We start from the raw sequence: 24,072 nt of genomic DNA on the forward strand, positions 1-24,072 counted from the left end.
GAGACATCGTCATGAAGAAAATGCTTCGCGCGCTCGGCGCGCTGACACTCGCGGCGAGCGCGTTCGCCGCCGCGTCGTCGTCCGCATCTGCCGCCGACAAGGTGATTCTCGGCGTCGCGATTCCGACCGCGGATCACGGCTTCACGGGCGGCATCGTGTGGTGGGCGAACGAGGCGAAGAAGGAACTGGAGAAGGCGCATCCCGATCTCAAGGTGATCGTGAAGACCGCGGGCAGCGCGCCCGAGCAGGCGAACCAGTTGCAGGATCTCGTGACCGTCAACAAGATCAACGCGCTCGTGATCTTCCCGCAGGAATCGGCGTCGCTCACGCAGCCGGTCGCGCAAGTGCACAAGAAGGGCGTGTATGTGACGGTGGTCGATCGCGGCCTGACCGACACCAGCGCGCAGGACGCCTACGTGGCCGGCGACAACACCGCGTTCGGCAAGATTCCCGCCGAATATCTCGCGAAGGCGTTGAACGGCAAGGGCGATATCGTCGCGCTGCGCGGCATTCCGACGACGCTCGACAACGAGCGCTGGACCGCGTTCGAAGGCGTGATGAAGCAGCATCCCGACATCAAGATTCTCGATGCGAAGTACGCCAACTGGAATCGCGACGACGCCTTCAAGGTGATGCAGGACTATCTGACGCGCTTCAAGCATATCGATGCAGTCTGGGCCGCCGACGACGACATGATGATCGGCGTGCTGAAGGCGATCGATCAGGCGAAGCGCACGGACATCAAGATCGTGTTCGGCGGCGCGGGCTCGAAGGAAGCGGTGAAGCGCATCATGGACAACGACCCGCGCGTGCCGGCGGATGTGTCGTACTCGCCGAAGTTCATCTACGACGCGATCAAGCTGACCGCCGAAGCGCGCCTGAAGGGCGACAAGCTGCCGCCGACGACGATCATCCCGTCGGTGCTCATCACCAAGGAAAACGCCAAGCAGTTCTATTTCCCGAACTCGCCGTTCTGAGTGCATGGCCGGTCAACGTGTTGACCGGCGCTTCCATAGAGGCGAAAGATGAAGACCATCAAGGGCCCGGCGATCTTTCTCGCGCAGTTCATGGGCGATGAGGCGCCGTTCGATTCATTGGAAAACCTCGCGACGTGGGCGGGTTCGCTGGGCTACAAGGGCATTCAGGTGCCCGCCGATCCGCGCCTGATCGATCTCGAGAAGGCCGCATCGAGCAATGCGTACTGCGATGACATCCGCCGCACCGTCGATGACGCGGGCGTCGCGATCACCGAGCTTTCGACGCATCTGCAGGGGCAACTGATCGCGGTGCATCCCGCATACGACACGCTGTTCGACGGCTTCGCCGCGCCGCATGTGCGCGGCAATCCGGAAGCGCGCACCGAATGGGCGATATCGCAGTTGAAACTCGCGGCGGCGGCATCGAAGAGACTGGGTCTGAACGCCCACGTGACGTTCTCGGGCGCGCTCGCGTGGCCGTATGTGTATCCGTGGCCGCAGCGTCCGGCGGGTCTGGTCGAAGTCGCGTTCGAGGAGCTCGCAGCGCGCTGGCGTTCGATTCTCGATGAGTTCGATCGCGCGGGCGTCGATGTCTGCTATGAGCTCCATCCGGGCGAGGACCTGCACGACGGCGTGACCTTCGAGCGCTTTCTCGCGGCGGTCGAGGACCATCCGCGCGCGAACATCCTGTTCGATCCGAGCCACTTCGTGTTGCAGCAACTCGATTACCTCGCGTTCATCGACATCTATCACGCGCGCATCAAGGCGTTTCATGTGAAGGACGCGGAGTTCCGGCCGAACGGCAGACAAGGCGTGTATGGCGGCTATGCAGGCTGGGCCGAGCGCGCGGGGCGCTTCCGTTCGCTCGGCGACGGCCAGATCGACTTCAAGGCGATCTTCTCGAAGATGGCGCAATACGATTTCGCGGGCTGGGCCGTGCTCGAATGGGAGTGCGCGTTGAAGCATCCGGAAGACGGCGCGCGCGAGGGCGCGGTGTTCATACGCGATCACATCATCCGCGTGGCGGAGCGTGCATTCGATGACTTCGCCGGCAGCGGCGCGAGCCGCGAACAAATGCGCGGCTTGCTCGGCATCGGAGGCAAGCGATGAATCGAGTGCGGCTAGGCATGGTCGGCGGGGGCGAGGGCGCGTTCATCGGCGCGGTGCATCGCATTGCGGCGCGGCTCGATGATCGATATGAGCTGGTGGCGGGCGCGTTGTCGTCGGATGCGCGGCGCGCGGCGTCGAGCGCGGCGGCGATCGGGCTTGCGCGCAGTTACGACGATTATCGCGAGATGGCGCGCATCGAAGCGGGGCGCTCGGATGGCATCGAGGCGGTCGCGATCGTCACGCCGAATCATCTGCATGCACCTATTGCAACGGCTTTCCTCGAAGCCGGTATTCACGTGATCTGCGACAAGCCGCTGGCCGTGTCACTCGATGAAGGCGAGGCGCTGGCGAGGCTCGCGCGCGAGAAGGATCGCGTGTTCGCGGTGACCTACACGTACACGGGATATCCGCTCGTGCGTCACGCGCGCGGAATGGTGCGGCGGGGTTTGCTCGGGGACATTCGCGTCGTGCAGGTGGAGTATGCGCAGGACTGGCTGTCGCTTCCTGTCGAAACTCAGTCCAACCGGCAGGCGGTGTGGCGCACCGATCCCGCGCTAGCGGGACCGGCCGGATGTCTCGGGGATATCGGCACGCACGCCTATCAGCTTGCTGAATATGTCACGGGCATGCGGCCTTCCGAGCTTGCCGCCGACGTGACCACGTTCGTGCCGAACCGCCGCGTGGACGATCACGTGCAGGCGATGTTCCGCTACGAGAACGGCGCGCGCGGCATGTTGTGGGCGAGTCAGGTCGCGGCGGGTGAGGAGAACGCGCTGCGGTTGCGCGTGTATGGGACGAAGGCGGGCTTGAGCTTCGATCAGCAGAACCCGAACGAGTTGTGGTTCACGCCGATCGGCGGTGTGTCGGAGCGGATTACGCGCGGGCGTGTGCAAAGTCCCGAAGCGCTGCATGCGACGCGCGTGCCGGCGGGGCATCCGGAAGGATATCTCGAAGCGTTCGCGCAGGTTTATACGGATGCGGCCGCGTGCATCGCGAGTGGGACGACGCAAGGGGATGAGTGGCTCACCACGGTCGAGGATGGCGTCGCGGGGTTGAGGTTTGTGGAGGCGGTGTTGCGGAGTGGTGATGCCAACGGGCAGTGGGTTGGGCTGACCTGAGAGCGCGAAGAAAAAGGGGCGGCCCGAAGGCCGCCCCGCTTACAACGGATTCAAAGGATGACAATCACGCCCAATTCGCGTGAAAGCTCCCTTCCTTGTCCGTGCGCTCGAACGTATGCGCGCCGAAGAAATCCCGCTGCGCCTGCACCAGATTCGCCGGCAGCCTTTCCGACCGATACGCATCGAAATAAGCAATCGCCGACGAGAACGCCGGCACCGGAATCCCCGCCTTCACCGCCGCGACGACCACATCGCGCAACGCGTCCTGATACTTCGCCGCGATATCGCTGAAATACGGATCGAGCAGCAGGTTCGCGAGATCGGGATTGGTCTTGTACGCATCGGTGATCTTCTGCAGGAAGCGCGCGCGGATGATGCAGCCCGCCCGGAAGATCTTCGCGATCTCGCCGTAATGCAGATCCCACTTGTACTCTTCCGATGCCGCGCGCAACTGCGCAAACCCTTGCGCATACGAAACGATCTTCGACAGATACAACGCACGCCGCACCGATTCGACGAACGCCGCGCGATCGCCGTCGAACTTGGGCGTCGGACCCGAAAGCACCTTCGCCGCCGCCACGCGCTGCGTCTTCAGCGACGACAGCACGCGCGCGAACACCGCTTCGGTAATCAAAGGCAACGGCGCGCCGAGGTCCAATGCATTCTGGCTCGTCCACTTGCCCGTGCCTTTTTGCGCGGCGCGGTCGAGAATGACATCGACGAGATCCTTGCCGGTTTCTTCATCCTTCTTCGAGAAGATCTTCGACGTGATCTCGATCAGGTAACTATCCAGTTCGCCCTGATTCCACTCGACATAGACCTTGCCCAGCTCTTCATTCGACAAACCGGCCACGCGCTTCAGCACGTCATAGCTTTCGGCGATCAGCTGCATGTCGCCGTACTCGATGCCGTTGTGCACCATCTTCACGAAATGGCCCGCGCCGTCCGGACCCATGTACGCGACGCACGGCTCGCCGTCCGGCGCCTTCGCGGCGATCTCGGTGAGAATCGGCGCGACGAGCTCGTACGCTTCCTTCTGTCCGCCCGGCATGATCGACGGGCCCTTCAGCGCGCCTTCCTCGCCGCCCGACACGCCCGTGCCGATGAAATGCAGGCCCGACTTCGCGAGATCCTGATTGCGGCGGATGGTGTCGGTGAAATGAGTGTTGCCGCCGTCGATGAGAATGTCGCCCTTGTCCAGCAGCGGGCGCAGTTGCGCGATGGTCTCGTCGGTGCCGGCGCCGGCCTTGACCATCATCAGGATGCGGCGGGGCTTTTCGAGCGAATCGACGAACTCTTCGAGCGTGTAGGTAGGCACGAGCTTCTTGTCGGAATGTTCGGCAATCAGTTCGTCGGTTTTGGCGCGGCTGCGGTTGTAGACCGAAACGGCGTGGCCGCGGCTCTCGATGTTCAAGGCCAGATTGCGGCCCATGACGGCGAGACCCACCACGCCGATTGCTTGCTTGCTCATGCTTGATCTCCGATTGACCGAAGCGGACGCGGCTCGTGGCGCGGCTTCGGGATAAAAACGTGTCGATGGAAGTGGCGCTCGCGTGAGAGATCGTCTCGGGTTCGATCGGCGGCTCGACGGGCCGGGCGGCAGTCCGGCAGTCCGATCGATTGCGCGAGCGCGGACCGCCCCGAATTTACCACTTTGAGCCGTATCCGGCAGGCATCGCGCCGCGCGGCCGAGCAGCGAACGCAGCGCCGTCTTAGAATGAACGCCCATTACGAGCACGCCGCGAGGCGCACCGCACCATGCCGTCAGCCCGGCGCGCGCGTCGCCATCATTACTCCGTCTATGTCGTCGAATTGTCCGGCACGGTCTGGAACGAGGCGCGTTTCAGGCGCGCCAATCCGGACTATGTGATCGGCATGCCGTTCGTGTATGTCGGCATGACGGGTGTCGATCCGGACGTGCGCTTCGACAAGCACAAGGCGGGCATCCAGTCCAACCGCTACGTGCGCGAGTTCGGGCTGCGGCTTCTGCCGCATCTCTACGAAATGTACAACCCGATGCCCTACGACGGCGCGCGCGACATGGAAGTGGAACTGGCCATAGGCTTGCGGGAAACGGGCTATGGCGTATGGCAGGCTTGATACAGGCAAAACCATTCAACCAACGAACGATACGGAGCGGGACATGCGGATTCTGGTAGTGGGCGCGGGGGCCATCGGCGGATATTTCGGTGCGCGGCTGGTCGAAGCGGGCCGGGACGTGACCTTTCTCGTGCGCGAGCGCCGCGCCGAACGGCTGCGTGAAACCGGGCTCAGGGTGAAGGCGTTCGAAGGCGAATTCGGCGTCGACGAACCGAAGCTCGTGCTGTCGAAGGACATCGCCGGGCCGTACGATCTCGTCATTCTGAGCTGCAAGGCCTACGACCTGCAGGGCGCGATCGATTCGTTCGCGCCCGCGGTCGGCCCCGATACCGCGATCGTTCCGCTGCTCAACGGCATGGCCCACCTCGACGCGCTCGACGCGCGCTTCAGCGCCGCGAACGTGCTCGGCGGACAGTGCTCGATTGCGGCGACCCTCGACGCGGAAGGCCGCATCGTGCAGATGACCGACATGCATTCGCTCGTGTTCGGCGAGCGCGCCGGCGGCCGCTCGCCGCGCGTCGAGACGATCGCCGCGCAACTGGACGGCGCGAAATTCAACCTGACGGTGAGCGAAGACGTCGTCCAGTCGATGTGGGACAAGTGGGTTTTCCTGGCGACGCTCGCCACCAGCACCTGTCTGATGCGCGCGCCGATCTGCGACATCCTCGCGGCGCCCGGCGGCGAAGCCGTGCTTCAGCGGCTTTTCACCGAGTGCGAAAGCGTCGCGGCCGACAACGATCATCCGCCGGGCGAGGCCGTGATCAAACGCGCGCGCTCGTTCTTCGGTGACCGCAATTCGACGATGACCGCCTCGATGCTGCGCGATCTCGAGAACGGCACGGCCATCGAGGCCGATCAAATCGTGGGCGATCTGATCGCGCGGCGCAGGACGAAGCTGGAAGGCGGATCGATGCTGGAAGTCGCCTACGCGCATCTGAAAGCGTACGAAGCGCGCCGGAGCCGGGCTTAGGCGATGTCGAAGGCAAACGGGCCGCGCCCGGGCGTCGCTGAAATCTTCATTGGCTTTCTCACGCTCGGGCTGACGGCGTTCGGCGGCGCGCTGCCGCTCGCGCGCCGCGAGATTGTCGAGCGCCGCAAATGGCTCGACCCAGACGAGTTCACCGATCTGCTCGGCCTTTGCCAGTTCCTTCCCGGCGGGAACGTGATCAATCTGTCGGTGGCCGTGGGCATGCGCTTTCGCGGCGTGCCGGGTGCGCTCGCGGGCCTGCTCGGGCTGCTCGTAGGTCCCTCGCTGATCGTGATCGGGCTCGGCGTGATCTATCAGCGCACGCATCAGGACCCGCGCATCGCGCATCTGTTCGCGGGGCTCGCGGCGGCCGCGGCGGGCCTGCTCGTCGCGATGGCGGTGAAGATCATGTGGCCGTTGCGGCGGAAGCCCGAAGCCGCCGTCGTCGCGCTGCTGATGTTCGCGTCGATCGCGCTCCTGCGCACGCCACTCCTGCCGACGATGCTCGTCTTCACGCCAGTCTCCGTGCTGATCGCGTGGAAGGTGCGCCGATGAAGCACGATCTGCTGTCGCTCGCCGCGATCTTCAGTCAGCTGTCGCTGCTCGCGTTCGGCGGCGGCAATTCGATCCTGCCGGAAATGCAGCGGCAGGTCGTGCAGGTGCACGAATGGATGTCGAAGGCCGACTTCTCCGCGCTCTTCGCGCTCGCGCAGGCCGCGCCCGGCCCGAACATGATGGTCGTCACGCTGATCGGCTGGCATGTGGCGGGATGGCCAGGCGTGCTGGTCACGTCGGTCGCGAAGTTCGGGCCTTCGTCGCTGGTGACGATCGGCGCGCTGCACGCGTGGGAGCGCTTCAGGGAACGTCCGTGGCGGCGCTTCATCCAGCTAGGCCTCGTGCCGATCACGGCGGGGCTGGTCGCGGCGAGCGCGTTGCTGATCGCGGAGGCGTCGGACCAGACCGTGCTGCTGGGCGCGATCACGGCGGTCGTCGCCGTGCTCTCGTACCGGACGAAGCTGCATCCGCTGTGGCTGCTCGCGGGCGGCGCGCTGATCGGGCTGACGGGCTTCGGGCAATAGCGCCGCGCAACGGTATCGGGCAAGCTTTCTGCTGAATTCATCGAAACGAAAGGATGCAAGGACGAGCGTCATGAGCATGAATATCGAATACGCGAAGACCGCGCCCGCGCGCGCCGAAGTCGACGCGCTGAACGGTCCGACGGTCGTCGAGTTCGGCACCGACTGGTGCGGCTATTGCCGTGGAGCGCAGCCGTTGATCGCGCAGGCGTTCCAGGGACACGGCGCCGTGAAGCACATGAAGATCGAGGACGGTCCCGGCCGCCCGCTCGGCCGTTCGTTTCGCGTGAAGCTCTGGCCGACGCTCGTCTTCATGCTCGGCGGCAAGGAAGTCGCGCGTCTCGTGCGCCCCGGCGACGTCTCCGAAATCCGCGACGCGCTCGCGCTCATCGACGAGCCGCTCGCGCAATAAGCCTTCTTCCAAGGGTTATCCCTTGGTCGATTGCGCCCTCGTTAACTTGTATGATGACCCGATGACTTTATGGGGCTAGTCGAGTCGCATGTTCGAGAAAATTCCGCCGCGCGCCCTGTCCGATACCGTCGCGCAGCAATTGCAGAAGCAGATCGAGAAGGGCAGCTTCGCCGGGACTGGCAAGTTGCCGACCGAAGCCGTGCTCGCGCAGGGCTTCGGCGTGAGCCGCACCGTGATCCGCGAGGCCATCTCGCGGCTGAAGAACGAAGGCATGGTCGAGCCGCGGCAGGGCAGCGGCGTGTTCATCGTCGAACGCGCGGGCATCCGGCCATTGCGGATCGATTACGCGCAGGCGGTCGAGCCGGGCGCGGTCGTGCAGATCCTCGCGCTGCGCCGCGCGATCGAAGCCGAAGTGGCGTCCGAAGCCGCGCTGCGCCGCACCGATGCGCATCTCGCCGCCATCGACGCCGCGCTCGCGCGCATCGACGCGGCGGTGGGTGAAGGCCGCGACGGCGTCGAGGAAGACGTGGCGTTTCATCGCGAGATCGCGAACGCGACGGGCAATCCGTACTTCCTGAAAACGCTCACCTTTCTGAACCAGTATCTAGAAGCCGGCACGATCGTCACGCGCGGCAACGAGGCGCGGCGCGTGGACTTCATGCGGCAGGTGCGCGAGGAGCACGCGGCAATCGTGGAAGCGATTCGCGCGGGCGACGCCGCCGCCGCGCGCGACGCTGCACAGACTCATCTCATCAACGCCGCGCGCCGTCTGGCGGAAGCGGGCATCTGTTAAGGACTTTGCAATGACAAAAAACGTCGGAGTGATCGGACTGGGCGCGATGGGTATGGGCGTCGCGCGTTCGCTGTTGCGCGCGGGCTTCGCCGTGCATGCGTGCGACGTGCGCCAGCCGGTGCTCGATGCGTTCGCGAAGGAAGGCGGCATTGCGTGCGCGTCGCCTGCGGAGTTGGGCGCTGCCTGCGATGTCGTGCTGACGGTCGTCGTCAACGCGGCGCAAACCGAAGCCGTGCTATTCGGCGATAACGGCGCGGCGGACGCGATGAAACCGGGCGGCGTCGTGCTCGCCTGCGCGACGGTCTCGCCGCAATTCGCAGAAGCACTGGGCAAGCGACTGGCGGAGAAGGGCTTGAAGATGCTCGACGCCCCCTTGTCCGGCGGCGCGGCGAAGGCCAATTCCGGCGAAATGACGATGATGACGTCCGGACCCGCCGATGCCTACGCGGCCTGCGAGGACGCGCTCAATGCGATCGCGGGCAAGGTCTACCGTCTGGGCGACGTGCACGGCGCGGGCTCGAAGGTGAAGATCATCAATCAGCTTCTGGCGGGCGTGCATATCGCGGCGGCGGCGGAAGCCATGGCGCTGGGCCTGCGCGAAGGCGTCGATCCGGACGCGCTCTACGACGTCATCACGCACAGCGCGGGCAATTCGTGGATGTTCGAGAATCGCGTGCCGCACATTCTGTCGGGCGATTACACGCCGCTCTCCGCCGTCGATATCTTCGTGAAGGATCTCGGGCTCGTGCTCGACACGGCGCGCACCTCGAAATTCCCGTTGCCGCTCTCGGCAGCGGCGCATCAGATGTTCATGATGGCGTCCACCGCCGGCCACGGCGGCGAGGACGACTCGGCGGTCATCAAGATTTTTCCGGGCATCGAAGTCCCGAAGGGAGCGAAGCAATGACGCAAGCGGCGCAGGCATTGCTCGGCTGCATCGCCGACGATTTCACCGGCGCGACCGATCTCGCCAATATGCTGGTGCGCGGCGGCATGCGCACGGTGCAGACCATCGGCGTGTCGGCTGCCGGTACGCGGATCGAAGCGGACGCGCTGGTCGTAGCGCTGAAGTCGCGCACGATTCCCGCCGATGACGCCGTGCGCCAGTCGCTGGATGCGCTCGAATGGCTGCGCGCTCAAGGCTGCCGCCAGTTCATCTTCAAGTACTGCTCCACCTTCGATTCCACCGACAAAGGCAACATCGGCCCGGTCGCGGATGCCTTGCTCGATGCGCTGAAAGACGACTTCACGATCGCGTGCCCGGCGTTCCCCGAGAACGGCCGCACGATTTTCCGCGGCAACCTGTTCGTCGGCGACGTGCTGCTGAACGAATCGGGCATGGAGAATCATCCGCTCACGCCGATGACCGATCCCAACCTCGTGCGCGTGCTGCAGCGTCAGACGAAATCGAAGGTCGGGCTGATCCGTTACGACACCATCGCGAAGGGCGCGGAAGCGATCCGCGCGCGCATCGATGAGCTGAAGAAGGATGGCGTGCGCCTCGCGATCGCCGATGCCGTATCGGACGCCGATCTCTACACGCTCGGCGACGCCTGCCGCGATCTCGCGCTGATCACCGGCGGCTCGGGCATCGCGCTCGGTCTGCCGCAGAACTTCCGCGCGGCGAATCTGCTCGCGCACGCGGAACACGCCGCCGATCTGCCGGAGATCGAAGGCAAATCCGTCGTGCTGGCGGGCAGCGCTTCGAAGGCGACGAACGCGCAGGTCGCGCTGTGGCGCGAATCGAAGCCAGGCTTCCGCATCGATCCGATGGCCTTGTCGCGCGGCGAGCCGGTGGTCGATCAGGCCGTCGAATTCGCGCGCGATCACTTCGGCAAGAACGAAACCGTGCTGATCTACGCGACCTCGTCGCCCGATGAAGTGAAGGCGGTTCAGAAGGAGTTGGGCGTCGAGCGCGCGGGACATCTCGTGGAGGACGCGCTCGCGTCGATCGCGCGCAAGTTGCGCGACGAAGGCGTCCGCAAGTTCGTGGTCGCGGGCGGCGAGACGTCGGGCGCGGTCGTGCAGGCGCTCGATGTGCGCAGTCTGCGCATCGGACCGCAGATCGATCCGGGCGTGCCGGCGACGCAGTCCATCGGCGCGGACGCGGGCGAAGCACTGGCGCTCGCGCTCAAGTCCGGCAACTTCGGCACGGCCGATTTCTTCGAGAAGGCGCTGAAGGCACTCTGATGGCATCGAACGAAAACTCCATACGCGAAGAGATTTGCGTGACCGGCAGGAGCCTGTACGAGCGCCGCTACACGGTCGGCAGCGCGGGCAACATCAGCGCGCGGCTCGAAGACGGCTGGCTCATCACGCCCACCGACGCGTGCCTGGGCCGGCTCGATCCGAACGACATCGCGAAGGTCGATAAAGAAGGTAATCACGTGTCGGGCGGACGGCCGTCGAAGACGCTGGCGCTGCATCGCCGTATCTATGAGAACAACACGGAGGCGCGCGGCGTCGTGCATACGCATTCGACGCATCTCGTCGCGCTGACGCTCGCGGGCGTGTGGAAGCACGACGACGTGCTGCCGCCGATCACGCCGTACTACGTGATGAAGGTCGGCCACGTGCCGCTGATCGCATATCGCCGCCCGGGCGATGCCGCGGTCGCCGAGGAAGTGGCGGCGCTGGCGTCGAAAGTGCGCGCGGTGCTGCTCGAGCGCCTCGGGCCGGTGGTGTGGGAAAAGACCGTCTCGCACGCGAGTTACGCGCTGGAGGAGCTGGAAGAGACGGCGCAGCTCTATCTCTCGACGATGCCGCGCCCCGAGCCCTTGCCGGACGCCGCCATCGAAGACTTGCGCAGGACATTCGGGGCGCGCTGGTAATTCCGTCGCGCGAAAAAGCACTTCAATCAGGAGACGAAACTCATGCCACGTTTTGCCGCCAATCTCACGATGATGTACACGGAACACGCGTTCCTCGACCGCTTCGCCGCCGCCGCGAAAGACGGCTTCAAGGCGGTCGAGTTCCTGTTCCCGTACGACTTCGCCGCGAACGAGATCGAACAGCGCCTGAAGGACAACGGCCTCGCGCAAGCGCTCTTCAACGCGCCGCCGGGCGACTGGTCGAAGGGCGAGCGCGGCATCGCCTCGTTGCCGGGACGCGAGGAAGAATTCCGGCAGAGCGTCGCGAAAGGCCTCGAATATGCGGCCGTGCTCGGCAACCAGAAGCTGCATGTGATGGCCGGCCTGATCGCGCCCGATCAGCCGCGCGACCAGCATCGCGCGGTGTATCTGAAGAACCTGGAGTACGCGGCGCAGGAAGCGCAGAAGGCGGGCATCGGCATCGTGATCGAGCCGATCAACACGCGCGATATCCCGGGCTTCTTCCTGAACCGTCAGGACGACGCGCAGGCCATCTGCGATGAAATCGGCGCGCCGAACCTGCAAGTGCAATTCGATATCTATCACTGCCAGATCGTGGAGGGCGATATCGCGGTGAAGCTCAAACGCGACATGAAGCGTCCGAAGGCGGGCATCGGTCACATTCAGATCGCGGGCGTGCCGGAGCGGCACGAACCGAGCATCGGCGAGCTCAACTACCCGTATCTGTTCGAGCTGATCGATTCGCTCGGCTACGCGGGCTGGATCGGCTGTGAATACAAGCCGAAGGCGGGCACGTCCGAAGGCCTCGGCTGGCTCAAATCCTATCTGTGAGCGAGGAAGCGACCTCATGAAAATTCTCATTACCGGCGGCGCGGGCTTCATCGGGCAGCGCCTCGCGAAAGCGTTGCTCGAACGCGGCGAGCTGAACGGCAAGCCGATCGATGAAATCGTGCTGCTCGACATCACGCTGCCCGGCGACGCGGCGCTGACGAATCACGCGCGCGTGCGCGCCGCGAAGGGCGACATCTCCGATCGCGCGGTGCTGGAAAGCTACATCGACGACAGGACCGAAGCCGTCTTTCATCTCGCGGCCATTGTGAGCGGCCAGGCGGAAGCGGATTTCGATCTCGGCATGAAGATCAATCTCGACGCCTCGCGGGCGCTGCTCGAAGTGTGTCATGCGAAGGGACACAAGCCGCGCGTCGTGTTCACCAGCTCGGTCGCGGTGTACGGCGGCACCTTGCCCGATGTCGTGCAGGACGACACCGCGCTCAATCCGCAATCGTCGTACGGAACGCAGAAAGCGATCGCCGAATTGCTGCTGTGCGACTACACGCGACGCGGTTACATCGACGGCCGCGTGCTGCGCCTGCCGACGATCAGCGTGCGGCCCGGCAAGCCCAACGCGGCGGCGTCGTCGTTTGCGAGCGGCATCATTCGCGAGCCGTTGAAGGGCGAGCGCTCGACCTGCCCGGTCGATGGCGCAACGCGCGTCTGGCTGCTGTCCCCGCGCGGCGCGGTCGAGGCGCTGATCGCGGGCTGCGAGATCGATCGCGCGAAGCTCGGCAACCGGCCAGTGCTCAATCTGCCGGGTCTCTCCGTGAGCGTGAACGAGATGATCGAGGCGTTGCGCGAAGTGGCGGGCGAGGACACGATGAAGCTGATCGACTTCCAGCGGGACGAGCGCATCGAGAAGATCGTGTCGACGTGGCCGGGCGCGTGGAACACGGCGCGTGCGGAGCAACTCGGCCTCACGGGCGACAAGAACTTCGCCGACGTGATCCGCGCCTTCATCGATGAGAACCGCTCCTGATCCCACACTCTGCGCATCGCAACCTTTCTGAACCGGGCGCCGCGCGCGCGATGTCCGCGTCCCGCGCGCGCGTCATGCTTACGTTCGCATTTCCGGGCTACACTTAGCCCTTAAATGTGACGAACGTCGGCCCGGCGCCGCGTGCACCGCTCGAATCACGAGCGCTTGCAGGCTCGAATTCTCTGTCGCTTTCGTGCTTTTTTGCGCCTTTCGCCGCGCCGTTCAGCGGCGCGCGTCCCGTCGTCGCGTGAAATCCCACCCTTCCCGCGCGGGAGATTCCCATGTTGTTGCATCAGCTAGTCGATCGATTCGGCCCGGCGATCGTTTTCGTCAACGTGATGGGCTCGGCGCTCGGGCTGCCCGTGCCCGCCATGCCGACGATGATCATCGTCGGCGCGTCCATCGATCTGATGGCGGTCCACGGCGGCGCGTTCTGGGCGCCGCTTCTGGGCGTGCTGTGCGTCGCGGTGGCGGGCGGCGTGCTGGGCGATCTCGTCTGGTTCCAGGGCGGACGGAGGTACGGCGACAAGACGCTCAAGACCATCTGCAAGCTCTCGCTTTCGCGCGATACCTGCGTGAAGAAGACCGAGCGCTTTTTCGGCCGCTGGGGCGTGCGCATTCTGCTCGTCGCGAAGTTCATTCCGGGGCTTTCGCTCGTCTCCGTGCCGCTCGCCGGCGCGATGGGCGTGAAGCTGCGCAGCTTCATCGCGCACGACGGCGGGGGCGTCGCCTTGTGGGGCGCGGTCGGCCTGACCGTCGGCGTGATTTTCGCGGCGCAACTGGAAATGGTGTTCGCGATGATCTCGCAACTCGGGCGGCAGGCGGTGGTGGTCATCGCGGTGCTGCTCGCGATCTACGTCGCGTACCGCTGGTGGCGCCGTCGCGCGCTCATGGCGACGCTGGAGAAGGCGCGCATCACCGTCGACCAGCTTTACGCGCTGATGAACGACGAGCCGCTGCCAGTGATCTTCGATATCCGTTCGCCGGAAAAACGCATGCTCGATCCGGAGGCGATTCCCGGCTCCCTGTTCGCCGACGAGCGCGATCTCGCGAAGATCATCGAGAGCTACGACAAGTCGCGCAAGGTCGTTATCTATTGCTCGTGCCCGAACGAGGTGTCGGCGGCGTGGATGGCGAAAACCATGCGCAACGCGGGCTTTCGCGACGTGCTGCCGCTCACGGGCGGACTGGACGCGTGGCGCCTGGCCGGCTTCCACGTCGCGACGCTGACCGAGTTCGGCGAACTGGCGGCATCCACGCCCGAGGAAGTCGCGGAAATGGCGGCGATGTGCCCCTGGCCGGTCAAATCGGCGGCGGCGAGCGCGGGCTCGGCATCCCTTCATGAAGCTGGTTTTCCACACGGAGATCGCGCATGAGCACCACCCCGTCCAACCATTCTGCTCAGACCATGCCGAATGTCGTCGCGTGGAGCCCGGACGAGCCGATCGAGAATCCGAATCCGAACGTGGTGCCGACGACCGCGGCCGCGCCCGTCACTTCCGACGACAACGCGCCGTTCTCGCCGCTGGAAACCCGCGTGCACCAGATGTTTCCGCGCCTGACCGACAACGAGATCGAGCGCATGAGCCGCTTCGGCACGGCCGCGCACTGGCGTGCAGGCGAGTGGATGTTCCGCATGGGCGAGACCGGGCGCGGCATGGTGGTCGTATTGAAGGGCTTGGTGCGCGTGACGCGCCGCAATGCGCTCGGGCAGGAACATCGCGTGGTCGATCACGGGCCGGGGCATTTTCTGGCGGAAGTCGCGCAACTCTCGGGCAAGCCGTGTCTCGTCGATGGCATGGCGGCCGAAGATGTGGATGGCATCGTGATTCCGCCCGAGCGTCTGCGCGCGCTGCTGGTCGCGGAGGCGGAGCTGGGCGAGCGCATCATGCGCGCGCTGATCCTGCGGCGCGTCGGGCTGATCGAAAAGGGGAGCGGGCCGGTGCTGCTCGGTCAGTCGGACGATGGCCGTCTCGTCTCGCTGCAAGGCTTTTTGCGGCGCAACGGCTATCCGCACACGGTGATCGACGCCTGCACCGATCCCGATGCGATCTCGCTGCTGGAGCGCATTTCGGCATCGACCTCGGACTTTCCGCTCGTGATCTGCCCGGACGGCACGGTGCTGCGCGCGCCCGACGAAAATCAGGTGGCCACGCAGCTCGGCTGGCTGCCCGAATTCGATCCGGCGCATATCTACGATGTCGCGATCGTCGGCGCCGGGCCGGCGGGTCTCGCGACGGCGGTATACGCGGCGTCCGAGGGTTTATCGGTGGCGGTGTTTGATTGCCGCGCGCCGGGCGGGCAGGCGGGCGCGAGCTCGCGCATCGAGAACTATCTCGGCTTTCCGACGGGTATCTCGGGTCAGGCGCTCGCGGGCCGCGCGTTCGTGCAGGCGCAGAAGTTCGGCGCGCATATCGCGATTCCAACCCGGATCAAGGCGCTGCATTGCGATTGCAATCCGATCCAGATCGAGCTGGAGAACGGCGCGCGCGTGACGACGCAGACCGTGGTGATCGCTTCGGGGGCGGCGTATCGCCGGCCGGAGATCGTCGGGCTCGAGCGCTACGAGGGGCATGGCACGTATTACTGGGCGTCGCCGGTGGAGGCGAAGCTGTGCAAGAACTCGGAAGTCGTGCTCGTGGGCGGTGGCAACTCCGCCGGCCAGGCGGTCGTCTATCTCGCAACCCACGCGAAGCACGTGCATGTGCTGATTCGCGGCGCGGGACTCTCGGCGAGCATGTCGCACTATCTGGTCGAGCGGATCGGTTCCCTGCCGAACGTGACGGTGCGCACGCATACGCAGATCACTTCGCTCGATGGCGACGGGCGCTCGCTCACCGCGGTCAATTGCAGGACACCGGATGGAGCGCTGACGATCGAGTCACGGCACCTGTTCCTGTTCACCGGCGCTGATCCGAATACGGACTGGCTGCGCAATTGCAACGTGAATGTCGATGGAAAAGGCTTCGTGTTGACCGGACCCGAGGCGCACGACGGGCGTACGGAAGGCGTGATGGCGCTGGAGACGAGCGTGCCGGGCGTGTTCGCCATCGGCGATGTGAGGTCGAATTCGACCAAGCGCGTCGCGGCGGCGGTTGGCGAGGGCGCGGCTGTCGTCTCGCAGATTCACGGGCTTTTGGCGAAGCGGGAGGCGTTGACTGCGCCGATGCGGTGAGGGTTGGCTGTCGACTCACCCGATATCAGTCGGAAAACACAGCGTGAATTCGATCCATCCATCTCGCGTGCAGGCAGCGGAAGCACTTCCTCCATGCAACCGCATGATCGCCTGCACGATGGAAAGCCCGAGCCCGCTCGATTCCGTGAACTCGCTGCGCGCCGCATCGCCGCGATAAAAGCGGTCGAACAGGCGCGCGAGTTCATCATCGGCGATCAGCGGCCCGCGATTGCGCACCACGATACTCGCGCCCTTGTCATCCACGTATCCGCTCAGCCGCACCACGGTGCCAGCCGTCGCATATCGCACCGCATTCACGACCACGTTGCCGATCGCCCTGCGGCACATGATTGCATTCGCAACCAGTGCACCCGATGCATCGATCTCGAACGTGATCTGCCGCTCCTCCGCGATGCCTTCGAAATATGAGCAGAGGCTTTCGAGCTCGTCGCGAATGTCGAGGCGCTCGCGTTCGATGCGCTGCTGCCCGTGATCCGCCTGCGCGAGAAACAGAATGTTCTGCGCGATCCGCGCAATGCGCTCCAGCTCTTCGAGATTCGACTCGAGCACATTGCGATATTCCACCACGCTGCGCTCGTGCCCGAGCGTCACCTGCGTTTCGCCGATCAACACGCCGATCGGCGTGCGCAACTCGTGCGCGAGATCGGCGGAGAACTGCAGCAGGCGCTCATAACCGTGCTCGAGCCGATCCAGCATCGCGTTGAACGATGCCGCGAGTCCCTGCAATTCAGCAGGAGCACGCGCCACATCGAGCCGCGTGGAAAGATTGTTCGGCGAGATATGCGCGGCCTTGTCGGCCATCGACCTCAAAGGCAACAGCCCGCGACTCGTGACCCAGTACGCGAGCAGCAGCGCGATCAGCGCCGCGCCGATCACATTGACCCACACGCGCCATAGATACGCGGACAGCACGCGCGCCTCCTGCGTCATCACGTGCGCGGCGATGATCTCCACCACTTCGCCGCTTTCCCCGATGCGCGCCTGCGCGCCCACCCAGCGCATGCGCACGCCATCGGCGCGCGTGCCTTCATAGAGCGAATCGAGGCCGACGGGTTGCGTGACCGGAACGATATCGAGCGGCGGCAGCGCCATGTGCTCGGGATTCACGTCGATGAACGGCTTCGCGCCCGCGCGCCGGAACATGATGACGTCCTGGCTGTCGCCGAGCATGGTTTCGAAGAGCTTTGGCCGCGCTTCGAGCTCGTTGATCGTATAGAGATCGTGCAGCAACGAGCGAAAGTGCTCCACACGGCCGATCAACTGATAGTCCGCGCGCGTGGACAAGGCGCGATTGGTCGCGTGATACAGCGAAGCGCCGACCATGCCGACCACCACGCACACGATTCCCGCGAACGACAGCGCGATGCGTACCGCGAGCGAGCGAGCCGGCCGCTTCAAGGATTCTCCCCGAACGAATAGCCGATGCTGCGTACCGTGTGAATCAGCTTCAGCTCGAACGGATTGTCGATCTTCGCGCGCAGACGCTTCACCGCGACATCGACCACGTTGGTGTCGCTGTCGAAATTCATGTCCCACACTTCCGATGCGATCAGCGTGCGCGACAAAGCTTCGCCCTGATGCTTGCAGAACAGATGCAGCAGTGCGAACTCCTTGTTCGTCAGCGCGATCTCGACGCCCTTGCGCGTCACCTTGCGGCGCAGGACATCCACGTGCAGGTCGGCGATCTGAAAGGTATCCGATTCGCGCATCACGCCGCGTCGGAGCAGCGTGCGGATGCGCAGCACCAGCTCCGTGAAGGAGAACGGCTTGACGAGGTAATCGTCGGCGCCGAGTTCGAGACCGTGGATGCGGTCCGTCACGTGATCGCGCGCAGTGAGAAAAATGACAGGCAGGTCACGTTTCGCGCGCAACGCCGCCATCACCTGCCAGCCGTCGATGCCGGGCAGCATCACGTCGAGCACGATCAGCTCGTAGGGATTCGCGAGCGCCTGATGCAGACCGTCCGTGCCGTTGCGCACGAGATCGACCTGATAGCCGGACTCGATGAGCCCCTTCTTCAGGTAGTCGCCGGTCTTGCGGTCGTCTTCGATAACGAGGATGGTCATGCTGGCGCTGCGTCGATGGATTGCCCACATTCTAGCCAGAGCGCATACATGTCCCGCCGAAAATGACAAAAAAGTCATCGAGAGGTCATCGATCGATCAGAGCGGCGTGGCTAACATGCCCAGCGAAAACTTCGAAATGCGAGGCTCGACGTGCAAGTACAACCGCTATGGCTGCGCATCACGCACTGGCTCAACGCGTTCGCCGTGTTGATCATGGTGACGAGCGGCTGGCAGATCTATAACGCCTCGCCGATCTTCAGATCGATCGTCTTCCCGCCCGCGATCACGCTGGGCGGCTGGCTCGGCGGTGCGCTGCAATGGCACTTTGCGGCGATGTGGCTGCTGCTCGCGAACTTCATCGTCTATCTGGCGATGAACGTCTTCACGGGCCGCCTGCGCCGGCGCATGTTTCCGTTGTCCGTCAAAGGCATTTTCACCGACGCTTTCGCCGCGCTGCGCGGCAAGCTCGGCCACGACGATCTCACGCATTACAACGCCGTGCAGAAATTCGCGTATCTCGCCGTGATCGTGGACATCGTGATCGTGATTCTCTCGGGACTCGCGGTATGGAAATCCGTGCAGTTTCCGATGCTGCGCACGCTGATGGGCGGCTACGACAACGCCCGCATCGTGCACTTTTTATGCATGAGCTTTCTCGTCGCGTTCTTCGTCGTCCACATCGCGATGGTGGCGCTCGTGCCGCGCTCGCTCGTTCTGATGATCCGAGGTCGCTGATTCATGTCGCTCAAGCTCTTCAAATCCAGACCCGACGCCGAACTCATCATCAAGGATGCGGCGAAGGAATTAAAGGCCCCGGCGCGCCGTTTATTCGGCAAGCGCATTCTCTCGCTCGGGGGCCTCGCGATGCTGTCCGGCTGCAATATCACGGATGACAAATCCGTCAACGCCATGCTGCGCCGCATCTCGTTCCTCAACGACGACGTGCAGGCGCTGCTCTTCGATCCGAACAAGCTCGCGCCGACCTATCCCGAGTCAATGATCACGCGGCCGTTTCCGTTCAACGCGTTCTACGATATCGACGAAGTGCCCGAAGTCGATGCCTCGGCTTACAAGCTGGAAGTGGGCGGTCTCGTGAAAGGCAAGCGCGTCTGGACGCTCGACGAGCTGCACGCGATGCCCCAGGAAAGCCAGGTCACGCGGCATATCTGCATAGAGGGCTGGAGCGCGATCGGCAAGTGGGGCGGCGTGCGCTTCGCGCGGTTCCTCGCACGAGCCGGCGCCGACACGAGCGCGAAATACGTGGCCTTCCATTGCGCCGACAACTACTCGACGAGCATCGACATGCCCACCGCGCTGCACGCGCAGACGCTGCTCACGCTCACCTACGACGGCCAGATCCTGCCGCCGAAATACGGCTTCCCGATGAAGCTGCGCATGCCGACCAAGCTCGGCTACAAGAACCCGAAGCACATCGTCGCGATCACCGTGACCAACGAATACCCCGGCGGCTATTGGGAGAACCAGGGCTACAACTGGTTCGGCGGGTCCTGAAGCCTTTGCTTTAAGCCATTGCTTTCCACACTCGAAGGAGATTGCATGTCGATTCGAATCAAACTCGGCGTCAGCATCGTGACGCTCGCGCTCGCCTCAGCGGCTTTCGCTCAGACGCCTGCGGCCAAGCCCGCGCGCATTCGCGGCGATATCGTTTCATTGTCGGGCGATACGCTCACCGTGCATCGCCGCAGCGGCGACACCGTAAAGATCGCCGTCAAGTCGGATACACCCGTGACGGCGCTCAAGAACATCAAGCTGCAGGACATCAAGCCGGGTTCGTTCGTCGGCACGGCGGCGACCACCGGCACCGACGGCAAGCTCACCGCGACCGAAGTGCTGGTGTTCCCCGAAGCCGCGCGCGGCACCGGCGAAGGTCACTATGCATGGGACTTGGGGCCGAAGAGCTCGATGACCAACGCGAACGTCGATCAGGTCGTGCAAGGTACGAGCGGCCGCGATCTGAAGCTTTCGTACAAGGGCGGCTCGAATTCGGTGACGGTGCCGGAGAACGTGCCTGTCGTGACCTTTGCGCCCGCGACGCATGACGATCTGAAGCCGGGCAAGAAGGTGTTCGTCGTCGCGAGCCCGGCGGGTTCGGATTTCGCGGCGCAACGCATCGTCGTGGAGAAGGACGGCGTCGCGCCGCCGATGTAAGCGTTTCGCCATGCAACGATCACACGCCCGCCGATGTCGCATCGGCGGGCGTTTTTCATTCCAGCGTCGTGCGGATGTGACGGACGCTCGATACGGTGTCCTCGAAACGCGCATTGCCGAGCTTGCGCTTCATGCGCCGCGTGATTTCCGCGCTCGCCGCGCCGATGCGCCTGATCAGCGCGTGCGCCGAATCGGTGGGATGAATTGCGGATTCGCGGCCATCGCGTCCGGTGGACCAGCGTTCGACGAGCCCGAGCCTTTGCAGGCCGTCGAGCGTGCGCGTGGCGGTCGGGCGCGAAATGGCGAGCTCCTCGGCGAGCGCGCCCTGCAACTGACCAGGACGCTCGACGATCGCGCGCAACATGAATGCCTGCGACGGCGTGAGCCCAAAAGGTTTGAACGCTTTCGACCACTCGCGCTCGAGCGTGCGCGCAAGTGCGGTGGTATTGAAATAGAGGCATCGGTCGAACATACGGTTCACCATAACGTCGTGTAATTCGCTTTGCAAATATCAATTGAATGCGTCGCGTATTGCAGATTTCACGCACGCATTCTGATATGACAGCTTGCGTCATGCGATCTTGCGAAATGCAAAGTCATTCGGGAATGTATGGTTGAGCAGGGCGCGTTCCCGGGGCGAAAGCGCACAGTTTCCGATAGAGCACAAAAGCCGCCTGTTTATGCAACATTCCGTCGATTCGATCGTGCATGCGCTGTTGCGACAATCGGACTCAGTTGCAAAAGAATGATCGGAGCCGCGCCAGCATTGACCATTCCGGCAGTGATGATTCCCGCCTCTGGAAAATCGCTTGCCTGCTTCCAATCATCCCATTGTCTTTCGATGATCAAAATCTATAATCCGTTGAAGTTCGGTGCATGCACTCATCAAATAACATTCAGGGTAACTAACCGTGAACATGTATCTATGGGATTCATCGACTGGATTTCATTTATTAAAACGGGAGCATCGTCATGGCGCAAAAGCAGTTTCGTGCTGAACCCTTCAATTTGGTTTTCGATCCGCTCAGCACCGCGCTCGTGATGATCGACATGCAGCGCGATTTCGTCGAGCCCGGTGGCTTCGGCGAAGCGCTCGGCAACGATGTCTCGCTCGTGCGCACCGCCATCGAGCCATGCCGGCGCGTGCTGGAGGCCGCGCGTCGTACCGGCATGCTCGTCATCCATACGCGGGAGGGGCATCGGCCGGATCTGACGGACTGCCCGCCCGCGAAGCTCACGCGCGGCGGCAAGACGTTCATCGGCACGGATGGTCCGATGGGGCGCATTCTGGTGCGCGGCGAGAACGGCCATGACCTGATTCCCGAGCTGTATCCGGTTGCGGGTGAACCGGTCATCGACAAGCCGGGCAAAGGCGCGTTCTATGAAACGGATCTTCATCTGATCCTCAAGAACCACGGCATCAAGACGCTGATCGTGTGCGGCGTGACCACCGAAGTGTGCGTCACGACGACCGTGCGCGAAGCGAACGACCGCGGTTTCGAATGCATCGTGCCGCAGGATTGCGTGGGCTCCTACTTCCCCGCGTTCCAGAAATCGGCGCTCGAAATGATCAAGGCGCAAGGCGCGATTTTCGGCTGGGTGAGCGATTCCGCCGCGGTGATCGAAGGCATCGCCGCCTGAGCATGCACGCCGCGCGCAGGTGCATCGACCGGCGCGGCGCGTTCTTCTCGTGCACGTGGCAGTGAACGGCCGGAGGTCGTCGCCGCGAATGGAACAGACCTGCAAGCAGAGCCCGCGGACCGGCGCATCGCGGCGCGGGCGCACAGATTCACATGGACGTTCGCCCAATGCGCGAAGGATCGCGCTCGCGGCGGCGCGTGCCCCGGCGTCGTGCGGTCGCGTCAAAAGAAATGGAGAGGCGCATGGCCACCAAAATCGAAACGTTCAGAAACATGTATCAGGACTCCGTCTCGCTGATGCAGATATCCGCGCAGATCAGCAAGCTGCCGGGTGTGGAGCAGGCATCGGTCGTGATGGGCACGCCCACCAATCTCACGCAGTTGCGGGACGCGGGTCTCGGCGACATCATCGAGGCCGGTCCCAACGATCTCGTCATCGCGGTGCGCGGCGAGTCGTCCGCGTGCGAAGAGGCGTTGCGCCTCGCGGCTGAACGTCTCAACTCACGCGCCGACACACCAACGAACCAGGCGAGCGAAGACGCCGCACCCGTGAGCCTCGCGATGGCGTGCGAGCGCGCGCCGGACGCGAATCTCGCGCTCATCTCCGTTCCGGGCGATTACGCCGCCGCCGAAGCGATCAAGGCGCTCGAACTCGGCATGAACGTGATGCTCTTCAGCGACAACGTCGGCCTGCAGGACGAAAAGCGCATCAAGACGCTTGCGCGCGAGAAACGGCTCATTGTGATGGGACCGGATTGCGGCACGGCGATCGTGAACGGCATGCCGCTCGGCTTCGCGAATGTCGTGCGGCGCGGCGCAATCGGTGTGGTGGGCGCATCGGGAACAGGGCTGCAGGAAGTGACCTGCCGCATCGAGCAACTGGGCGCCGGTGTCTCGCAGGCGCTCGGCACGGGCGGCCATGATCTGCACGAAGAGATCGGCGGCATTTCGATGCAGTTCGGCCTCGACGCGCTCGCCGAAGATCCCGCCACCGAAGTCATCGTGCTGATTTCGAAGCCGCCGGCGCGCGCAGTCGCGGAACGCATTCTGGAGCGTGCGCGCCGTGCGGGCAAACCGGTCGTCGTGAACTTTCTCGGCGCGCCCGAGGGGGACATGCGCGGCCCGGGCCTCACGCCCGCGCTGACGCTCGCGGACGCCGCGCAGTTCGCGGTCGCGCTGCTCAACAAGACGCCGCTGCCCGCATCGGTTGCACGGGTCGATGCGCGCGACGAGGCGATTCTCGTCCGCCATGCGCAAGCGCTCGGCGCGCCACGCCGCTTCATTCGCGGCGTGTTCGCGGGCGGCACGTTCTGCTACGAAAGCCAGTTGCTGTGCCAGCGCGAAGGTCTGACGGCGAGTTCGAACACGCCTGTCGCGGGCAACAGCAAGCTCGACGATATCTGGCAGAGCGTCGGCCACACGATCGTCGATCTCGGCGACGACGACTTTACGCGTGGGCGTCCTCATCCGATGATCGATCCGACCTTGCGCGACGAACGCATTCGCGACGAGTTGCGTGACAGCGAAACCGCCGTCGTCCTGTTCGATCTCGTGCTCGGATACGGCGCGGCCGAGGCGCCGGCGCAAGGTCTCATCGACATACTCGAACGCGCGCGCGCCGAAGCGCCTGGGGGCGATGCGCCGGTGCTGATCGCGCATGTTTGCGGCACCCAGGGCGATCCGCAAATCAGAAGCCGCCAGATCGATGCACTGAAAGCAGCCGGCGTGCTCGTCGCGGGCTGTAATGCCGAGGCCGCGTTGTGGGCGAGCCGCGTCGCGCGGCTGCAGGCCGATAAGGAGTAAC

Annotated in this window: 25 protein-coding genes; 21 read left to right on the forward strand and 4 right to left on the reverse strand. The window is 64.3% G+C overall.

The features are described from left to right. The first annotated feature begins 11 nt into the window (after positions 1-11). The 3 genes from AWB79_RS33020 to AWB79_RS33030 are packed head-to-tail and all read left to right on the forward strand — an operon-like array spanning position 12 to position 3,205. Complete coding sequence (locus AWB79_RS33020; RefSeq protein WP_061171654.1) at positions 12-977, forward strand: substrate-binding domain-containing protein; 966 nt, start codon at positions 12-14, stop codon at positions 975-977. A gap of 48 nt (positions 978-1,025) precedes the next feature. Then, positions 1,026-2,087, forward strand: a complete 1,062-nt coding sequence (locus AWB79_RS33025) for a sugar phosphate isomerase/epimerase family protein (protein ID WP_061171655.1) — start codon at positions 1,026-1,028, stop codon at positions 2,085-2,087. Continuing rightward, positions 2,084-3,205, forward strand: coding sequence for a Gfo/Idh/MocA family protein (locus tag AWB79_RS33030; protein ID WP_061171656.1), 1,122 nt, complete (start codon positions 2,084-2,086; stop codon positions 3,203-3,205). Before AWB79_RS33025 ends, AWB79_RS33030 begins: the two co-directional genes overlap by 4 nt. A gap of 64 nt (positions 3,206-3,269) precedes the next feature. Here the strand turns inward: AWB79_RS33030 and gnd are convergent, their stop codons facing one another. Next, complete coding sequence (gene gnd / locus AWB79_RS33035; RefSeq protein ID WP_061171657.1) at positions 3,270-4,676, reverse strand: NADP-dependent phosphogluconate dehydrogenase; 1,407 nt, start codon at positions 4,674-4,676, stop codon at positions 3,270-3,272. Between the two features lie 287 nt (positions 4,677-4,963). Between gnd and AWB79_RS33040 the strand changes: the two genes are divergently transcribed. The 13 genes from AWB79_RS33040 (at position 4,964) to AWB79_RS33100 (ending at position 16,372) form a co-directional block, all read left to right on the forward strand. After that, entirely contained in the window at positions 4,964-5,305 is a 342-nt protein-coding gene (locus tag AWB79_RS33040) for a hypothetical protein (protein ID WP_061171658.1), read from the forward strand. A 43-nt stretch (positions 5,306-5,348) separates the two neighbouring features. Then, positions 5,349-6,275: a 2-dehydropantoate 2-reductase gene (gene panE / locus AWB79_RS33045; protein ID WP_061171659.1), complete on the forward strand. Its 927-nt coding sequence runs from the start codon at positions 5,349-5,351 to the stop codon at positions 6,273-6,275. Positions 6,276-6,278: 3 nt separating this feature from the next. Beyond that, positions 6,279-6,827, forward strand: coding sequence for a chromate transporter (locus tag AWB79_RS33050; RefSeq protein ID WP_061171660.1), 549 nt, complete (start codon positions 6,279-6,281; stop codon positions 6,825-6,827). Beyond that, entirely contained in the window at positions 6,824-7,351 is a 528-nt protein-coding gene (locus AWB79_RS33055) for a chromate transporter (RefSeq protein WP_061171703.1), read from the forward strand. Before AWB79_RS33050 ends, AWB79_RS33055 begins: the two co-directional genes overlap by 4 nt. A gap of 70 nt (positions 7,352-7,421) precedes the next feature. Further along, the gene (locus tag AWB79_RS33060; protein WP_061171661.1) at positions 7,422-7,760 is read left to right on the forward strand and encodes a thioredoxin family protein; all 339 of its coding nucleotides are present in this window, start codon (positions 7,422-7,424) and stop codon (positions 7,758-7,760) included. 88 nt (positions 7,761-7,848) lie between these two features. Then, positions 7,849-8,553 (forward strand): FadR/GntR family transcriptional regulator, encoded by a 705-nt coding sequence (locus tag AWB79_RS33065; RefSeq protein ID WP_061171662.1) that lies wholly within the window; start codon positions 7,849-7,851, stop codon positions 8,551-8,553. A 10-nt stretch (positions 8,554-8,563) separates the two neighbouring features. Next, positions 8,564-9,460 (forward strand): L-threonate dehydrogenase, encoded by an 897-nt coding sequence (gene ltnD, locus AWB79_RS33070; RefSeq protein WP_061171663.1) that lies wholly within the window; start codon positions 8,564-8,566, stop codon positions 9,458-9,460. Continuing rightward, positions 9,457-10,743 (forward strand): 3-oxo-tetronate kinase, encoded by a 1,287-nt coding sequence (otnK, locus tag AWB79_RS33075; protein ID WP_061171664.1) that lies wholly within the window; start codon positions 9,457-9,459, stop codon positions 10,741-10,743. The genes ltnD and otnK overlap by 4 nt, the downstream gene beginning before the upstream one ends. Then, on the forward strand, positions 10,743-11,384 hold the full coding sequence (gene otnC / locus AWB79_RS33080; protein ID WP_061171665.1) for a 3-oxo-tetronate 4-phosphate decarboxylase: 642 nt from the start codon (positions 10,743-10,745) through the stop codon (positions 11,382-11,384). The genes otnK and otnC overlap by 1 nt, the downstream gene beginning before the upstream one ends. A 42-nt stretch (positions 11,385-11,426) precedes the next feature. Then, positions 11,427-12,215: a 2-oxo-tetronate isomerase gene (otnI, locus tag AWB79_RS33085; RefSeq protein WP_061171666.1), complete on the forward strand. Its 789-nt coding sequence runs from the start codon at positions 11,427-11,429 to the stop codon at positions 12,213-12,215. A 16-nt stretch (positions 12,216-12,231) separates the two neighbouring features. Beyond that, positions 12,232-13,197: a D-erythronate dehydrogenase gene (gene denD / locus AWB79_RS33090; protein WP_061171667.1), complete on the forward strand. Its 966-nt coding sequence runs from the start codon at positions 12,232-12,234 to the stop codon at positions 13,195-13,197. 284 nt (positions 13,198-13,481) lie between these two features. Beyond that, complete coding sequence (locus AWB79_RS33095) at positions 13,482-14,573, forward strand: DedA family protein/thiosulfate sulfurtransferase GlpE (RefSeq protein ID WP_374728581.1); 1,092 nt, start codon at positions 13,482-13,484, stop codon at positions 14,571-14,573. Beyond that, positions 14,570-16,372 (forward strand): FAD-dependent oxidoreductase, encoded by a 1,803-nt coding sequence (locus AWB79_RS33100; protein ID WP_061171669.1) that lies wholly within the window; start codon positions 14,570-14,572, stop codon positions 16,370-16,372. The genes AWB79_RS33095 and AWB79_RS33100 overlap by 4 nt, the downstream gene beginning before the upstream one ends. A 15-nt stretch (positions 16,373-16,387) precedes the next feature. Here the strand turns inward: AWB79_RS33100 and AWB79_RS33105 are convergent, their stop codons facing one another. Together AWB79_RS33105 and AWB79_RS33110 are read right to left on the reverse strand one after the other, a co-directional pair. Further along, positions 16,388-17,791: a heavy metal sensor histidine kinase gene (locus AWB79_RS33105; RefSeq protein WP_061171670.1), complete on the reverse strand. Its 1,404-nt coding sequence runs from the start codon at positions 17,789-17,791 to the stop codon at positions 16,388-16,390. Continuing rightward, positions 17,788-18,459 (reverse strand): heavy metal response regulator transcription factor, encoded by a 672-nt coding sequence (locus AWB79_RS33110; protein ID WP_061171671.1) that lies wholly within the window; start codon positions 18,457-18,459, stop codon positions 17,788-17,790. Before AWB79_RS33110 ends, AWB79_RS33105 begins: the two co-directional genes overlap by 4 nt. A gap of 150 nt (positions 18,460-18,609) precedes the next feature. Here AWB79_RS33110 and AWB79_RS33115 point away from each other — a divergent pair, with 150 nt between their 5' ends. From AWB79_RS33115 to AWB79_RS33125, 3 genes are read left to right on the forward strand one after another with little or no spacing between them, the layout of a single operon-like run. Then, positions 18,610-19,194 (forward strand): cytochrome b/b6 domain-containing protein, encoded by a 585-nt coding sequence (locus tag AWB79_RS33115; protein WP_061171672.1) that lies wholly within the window; start codon positions 18,610-18,612, stop codon positions 19,192-19,194. A gap of 3 nt (positions 19,195-19,197) precedes the next feature. Then, positions 19,198-19,971 (forward strand): molybdopterin-dependent oxidoreductase, encoded by a 774-nt coding sequence (locus AWB79_RS33120; protein ID WP_061171673.1) that lies wholly within the window; start codon positions 19,198-19,200, stop codon positions 19,969-19,971. Between the two features lie 45 nt (positions 19,972-20,016). Then, positions 20,017-20,628, forward strand: a complete 612-nt coding sequence (locus AWB79_RS33125) for a hypothetical protein (RefSeq protein ID WP_061171674.1) — start codon at positions 20,017-20,019, stop codon at positions 20,626-20,628. A gap of 55 nt (positions 20,629-20,683) precedes the next feature. Here the strand turns inward: AWB79_RS33125 and AWB79_RS33130 are convergent, their stop codons facing one another. After that, positions 20,684-21,100, reverse strand: coding sequence for a MarR family winged helix-turn-helix transcriptional regulator (locus tag AWB79_RS33130; RefSeq protein WP_061171704.1), 417 nt, complete (start codon positions 21,098-21,100; stop codon positions 20,684-20,686). Between the two features lie 500 nt (positions 21,101-21,600). On the opposite strand from AWB79_RS33130, the gene AWB79_RS33135 reads away from it, so the two are divergent. Continuing rightward, positions 21,601-22,269, forward strand: coding sequence for a cysteine hydrolase family protein (locus tag AWB79_RS33135; protein ID WP_061171675.1), 669 nt, complete (start codon positions 21,601-21,603; stop codon positions 22,267-22,269). Between the two features lie 242 nt (positions 22,270-22,511). Then, positions 22,512-24,071 (forward strand): acyl-CoA synthetase FdrA, encoded by a 1,560-nt coding sequence (fdrA, locus tag AWB79_RS33140; RefSeq protein WP_061171705.1) that lies wholly within the window; start codon positions 22,512-22,514, stop codon positions 24,069-24,071. Position 24,072 lies beyond the last annotated feature (1 nt).

The sequence above is a fragment of the Caballeronia hypogeia genome, from assembly GCF_001544875.2.
In the GTDB taxonomy this organism is placed as follows: Bacteria; Pseudomonadota; Gammaproteobacteria; order Burkholderiales; family Burkholderiaceae; genus Caballeronia; species Caballeronia hypogeia.

Coding starts and splice junctions, on each gene's coding strand:
- AWB79_RS33050 (WP_061171660.1), top strand. CDS start 6,279: ATGTCGAAGGCAAACGGGCCGCGCCCGGGCGTCGCTGAAATCTTCATT.
- fdrA (WP_061171705.1), top strand. CDS start 22,512: ATGGCCACCAAAATCGAAACGTTCAGAAACATGTATCAGGACTCCGTC.
- otnK (WP_061171664.1), top strand. CDS start 9,457: ATGACGCAAGCGGCGCAGGCATTGCTCGGCTGCATCGCCGACGATTTC.
- AWB79_RS33130 (WP_061171704.1), bottom strand. CDS start 21,100: ATGTTCGACCGATGCCTCTATTTCAATACCACCGCACTTGCGCGCACG.
- AWB79_RS33125 (WP_061171674.1), top strand. CDS start 20,017: ATGTCGATTCGAATCAAACTCGGCGTCAGCATCGTGACGCTCGCGCTC.
- otnC (WP_061171665.1), top strand. CDS start 10,743: ATGGCATCGAACGAAAACTCCATACGCGAAGAGATTTGCGTGACCGGC.
- gnd (WP_061171657.1), bottom strand. CDS start 4,676: ATGAGCAAGCAAGCAATCGGCGTGGTGGGTCTCGCCGTCATGGGCCGC.
- AWB79_RS33025 (WP_061171655.1), top strand. CDS start 1,026: ATGAAGACCATCAAGGGCCCGGCGATCTTTCTCGCGCAGTTCATGGGC.
- AWB79_RS33135 (WP_061171675.1), top strand. CDS start 21,601: ATGGCGCAAAAGCAGTTTCGTGCTGAACCCTTCAATTTGGTTTTCGAT.
- AWB79_RS33040 (WP_061171658.1), top strand. CDS start 4,964: ATGCCGTCAGCCCGGCGCGCGCGTCGCCATCATTACTCCGTCTATGTC.
- AWB79_RS33030 (WP_061171656.1), top strand. CDS start 2,084: ATGAATCGAGTGCGGCTAGGCATGGTCGGCGGGGGCGAGGGCGCGTTC.
- ltnD (WP_061171663.1), top strand. CDS start 8,564: ATGACAAAAAACGTCGGAGTGATCGGACTGGGCGCGATGGGTATGGGC.
- AWB79_RS33020 (WP_061171654.1), top strand. CDS start 12: ATGAAGAAAATGCTTCGCGCGCTCGGCGCGCTGACACTCGCGGCGAGC.
- AWB79_RS33055 (WP_061171703.1), top strand. CDS start 6,824: ATGAAGCACGATCTGCTGTCGCTCGCCGCGATCTTCAGTCAGCTGTCG.
- AWB79_RS33060 (WP_061171661.1), top strand. CDS start 7,422: ATGAGCATGAATATCGAATACGCGAAGACCGCGCCCGCGCGCGCCGAA.
- AWB79_RS33065 (WP_061171662.1), top strand. CDS start 7,849: ATGTTCGAGAAAATTCCGCCGCGCGCCCTGTCCGATACCGTCGCGCAG.
- denD (WP_061171667.1), top strand. CDS start 12,232: ATGAAAATTCTCATTACCGGCGGCGCGGGCTTCATCGGGCAGCGCCTC.
- AWB79_RS33110 (WP_061171671.1), bottom strand. CDS start 18,459: ATGACCATCCTCGTTATCGAAGACGACCGCAAGACCGGCGACTACCTG.
- panE (WP_061171659.1), top strand. CDS start 5,349: ATGCGGATTCTGGTAGTGGGCGCGGGGGCCATCGGCGGATATTTCGGT.
- AWB79_RS33120 (WP_061171673.1), top strand. CDS start 19,198: ATGTCGCTCAAGCTCTTCAAATCCAGACCCGACGCCGAACTCATCATC.
- otnI (WP_061171666.1), top strand. CDS start 11,427: ATGCCACGTTTTGCCGCCAATCTCACGATGATGTACACGGAACACGCG.
- AWB79_RS33100 (WP_061171669.1), top strand. CDS start 14,570: ATGAGCACCACCCCGTCCAACCATTCTGCTCAGACCATGCCGAATGTC.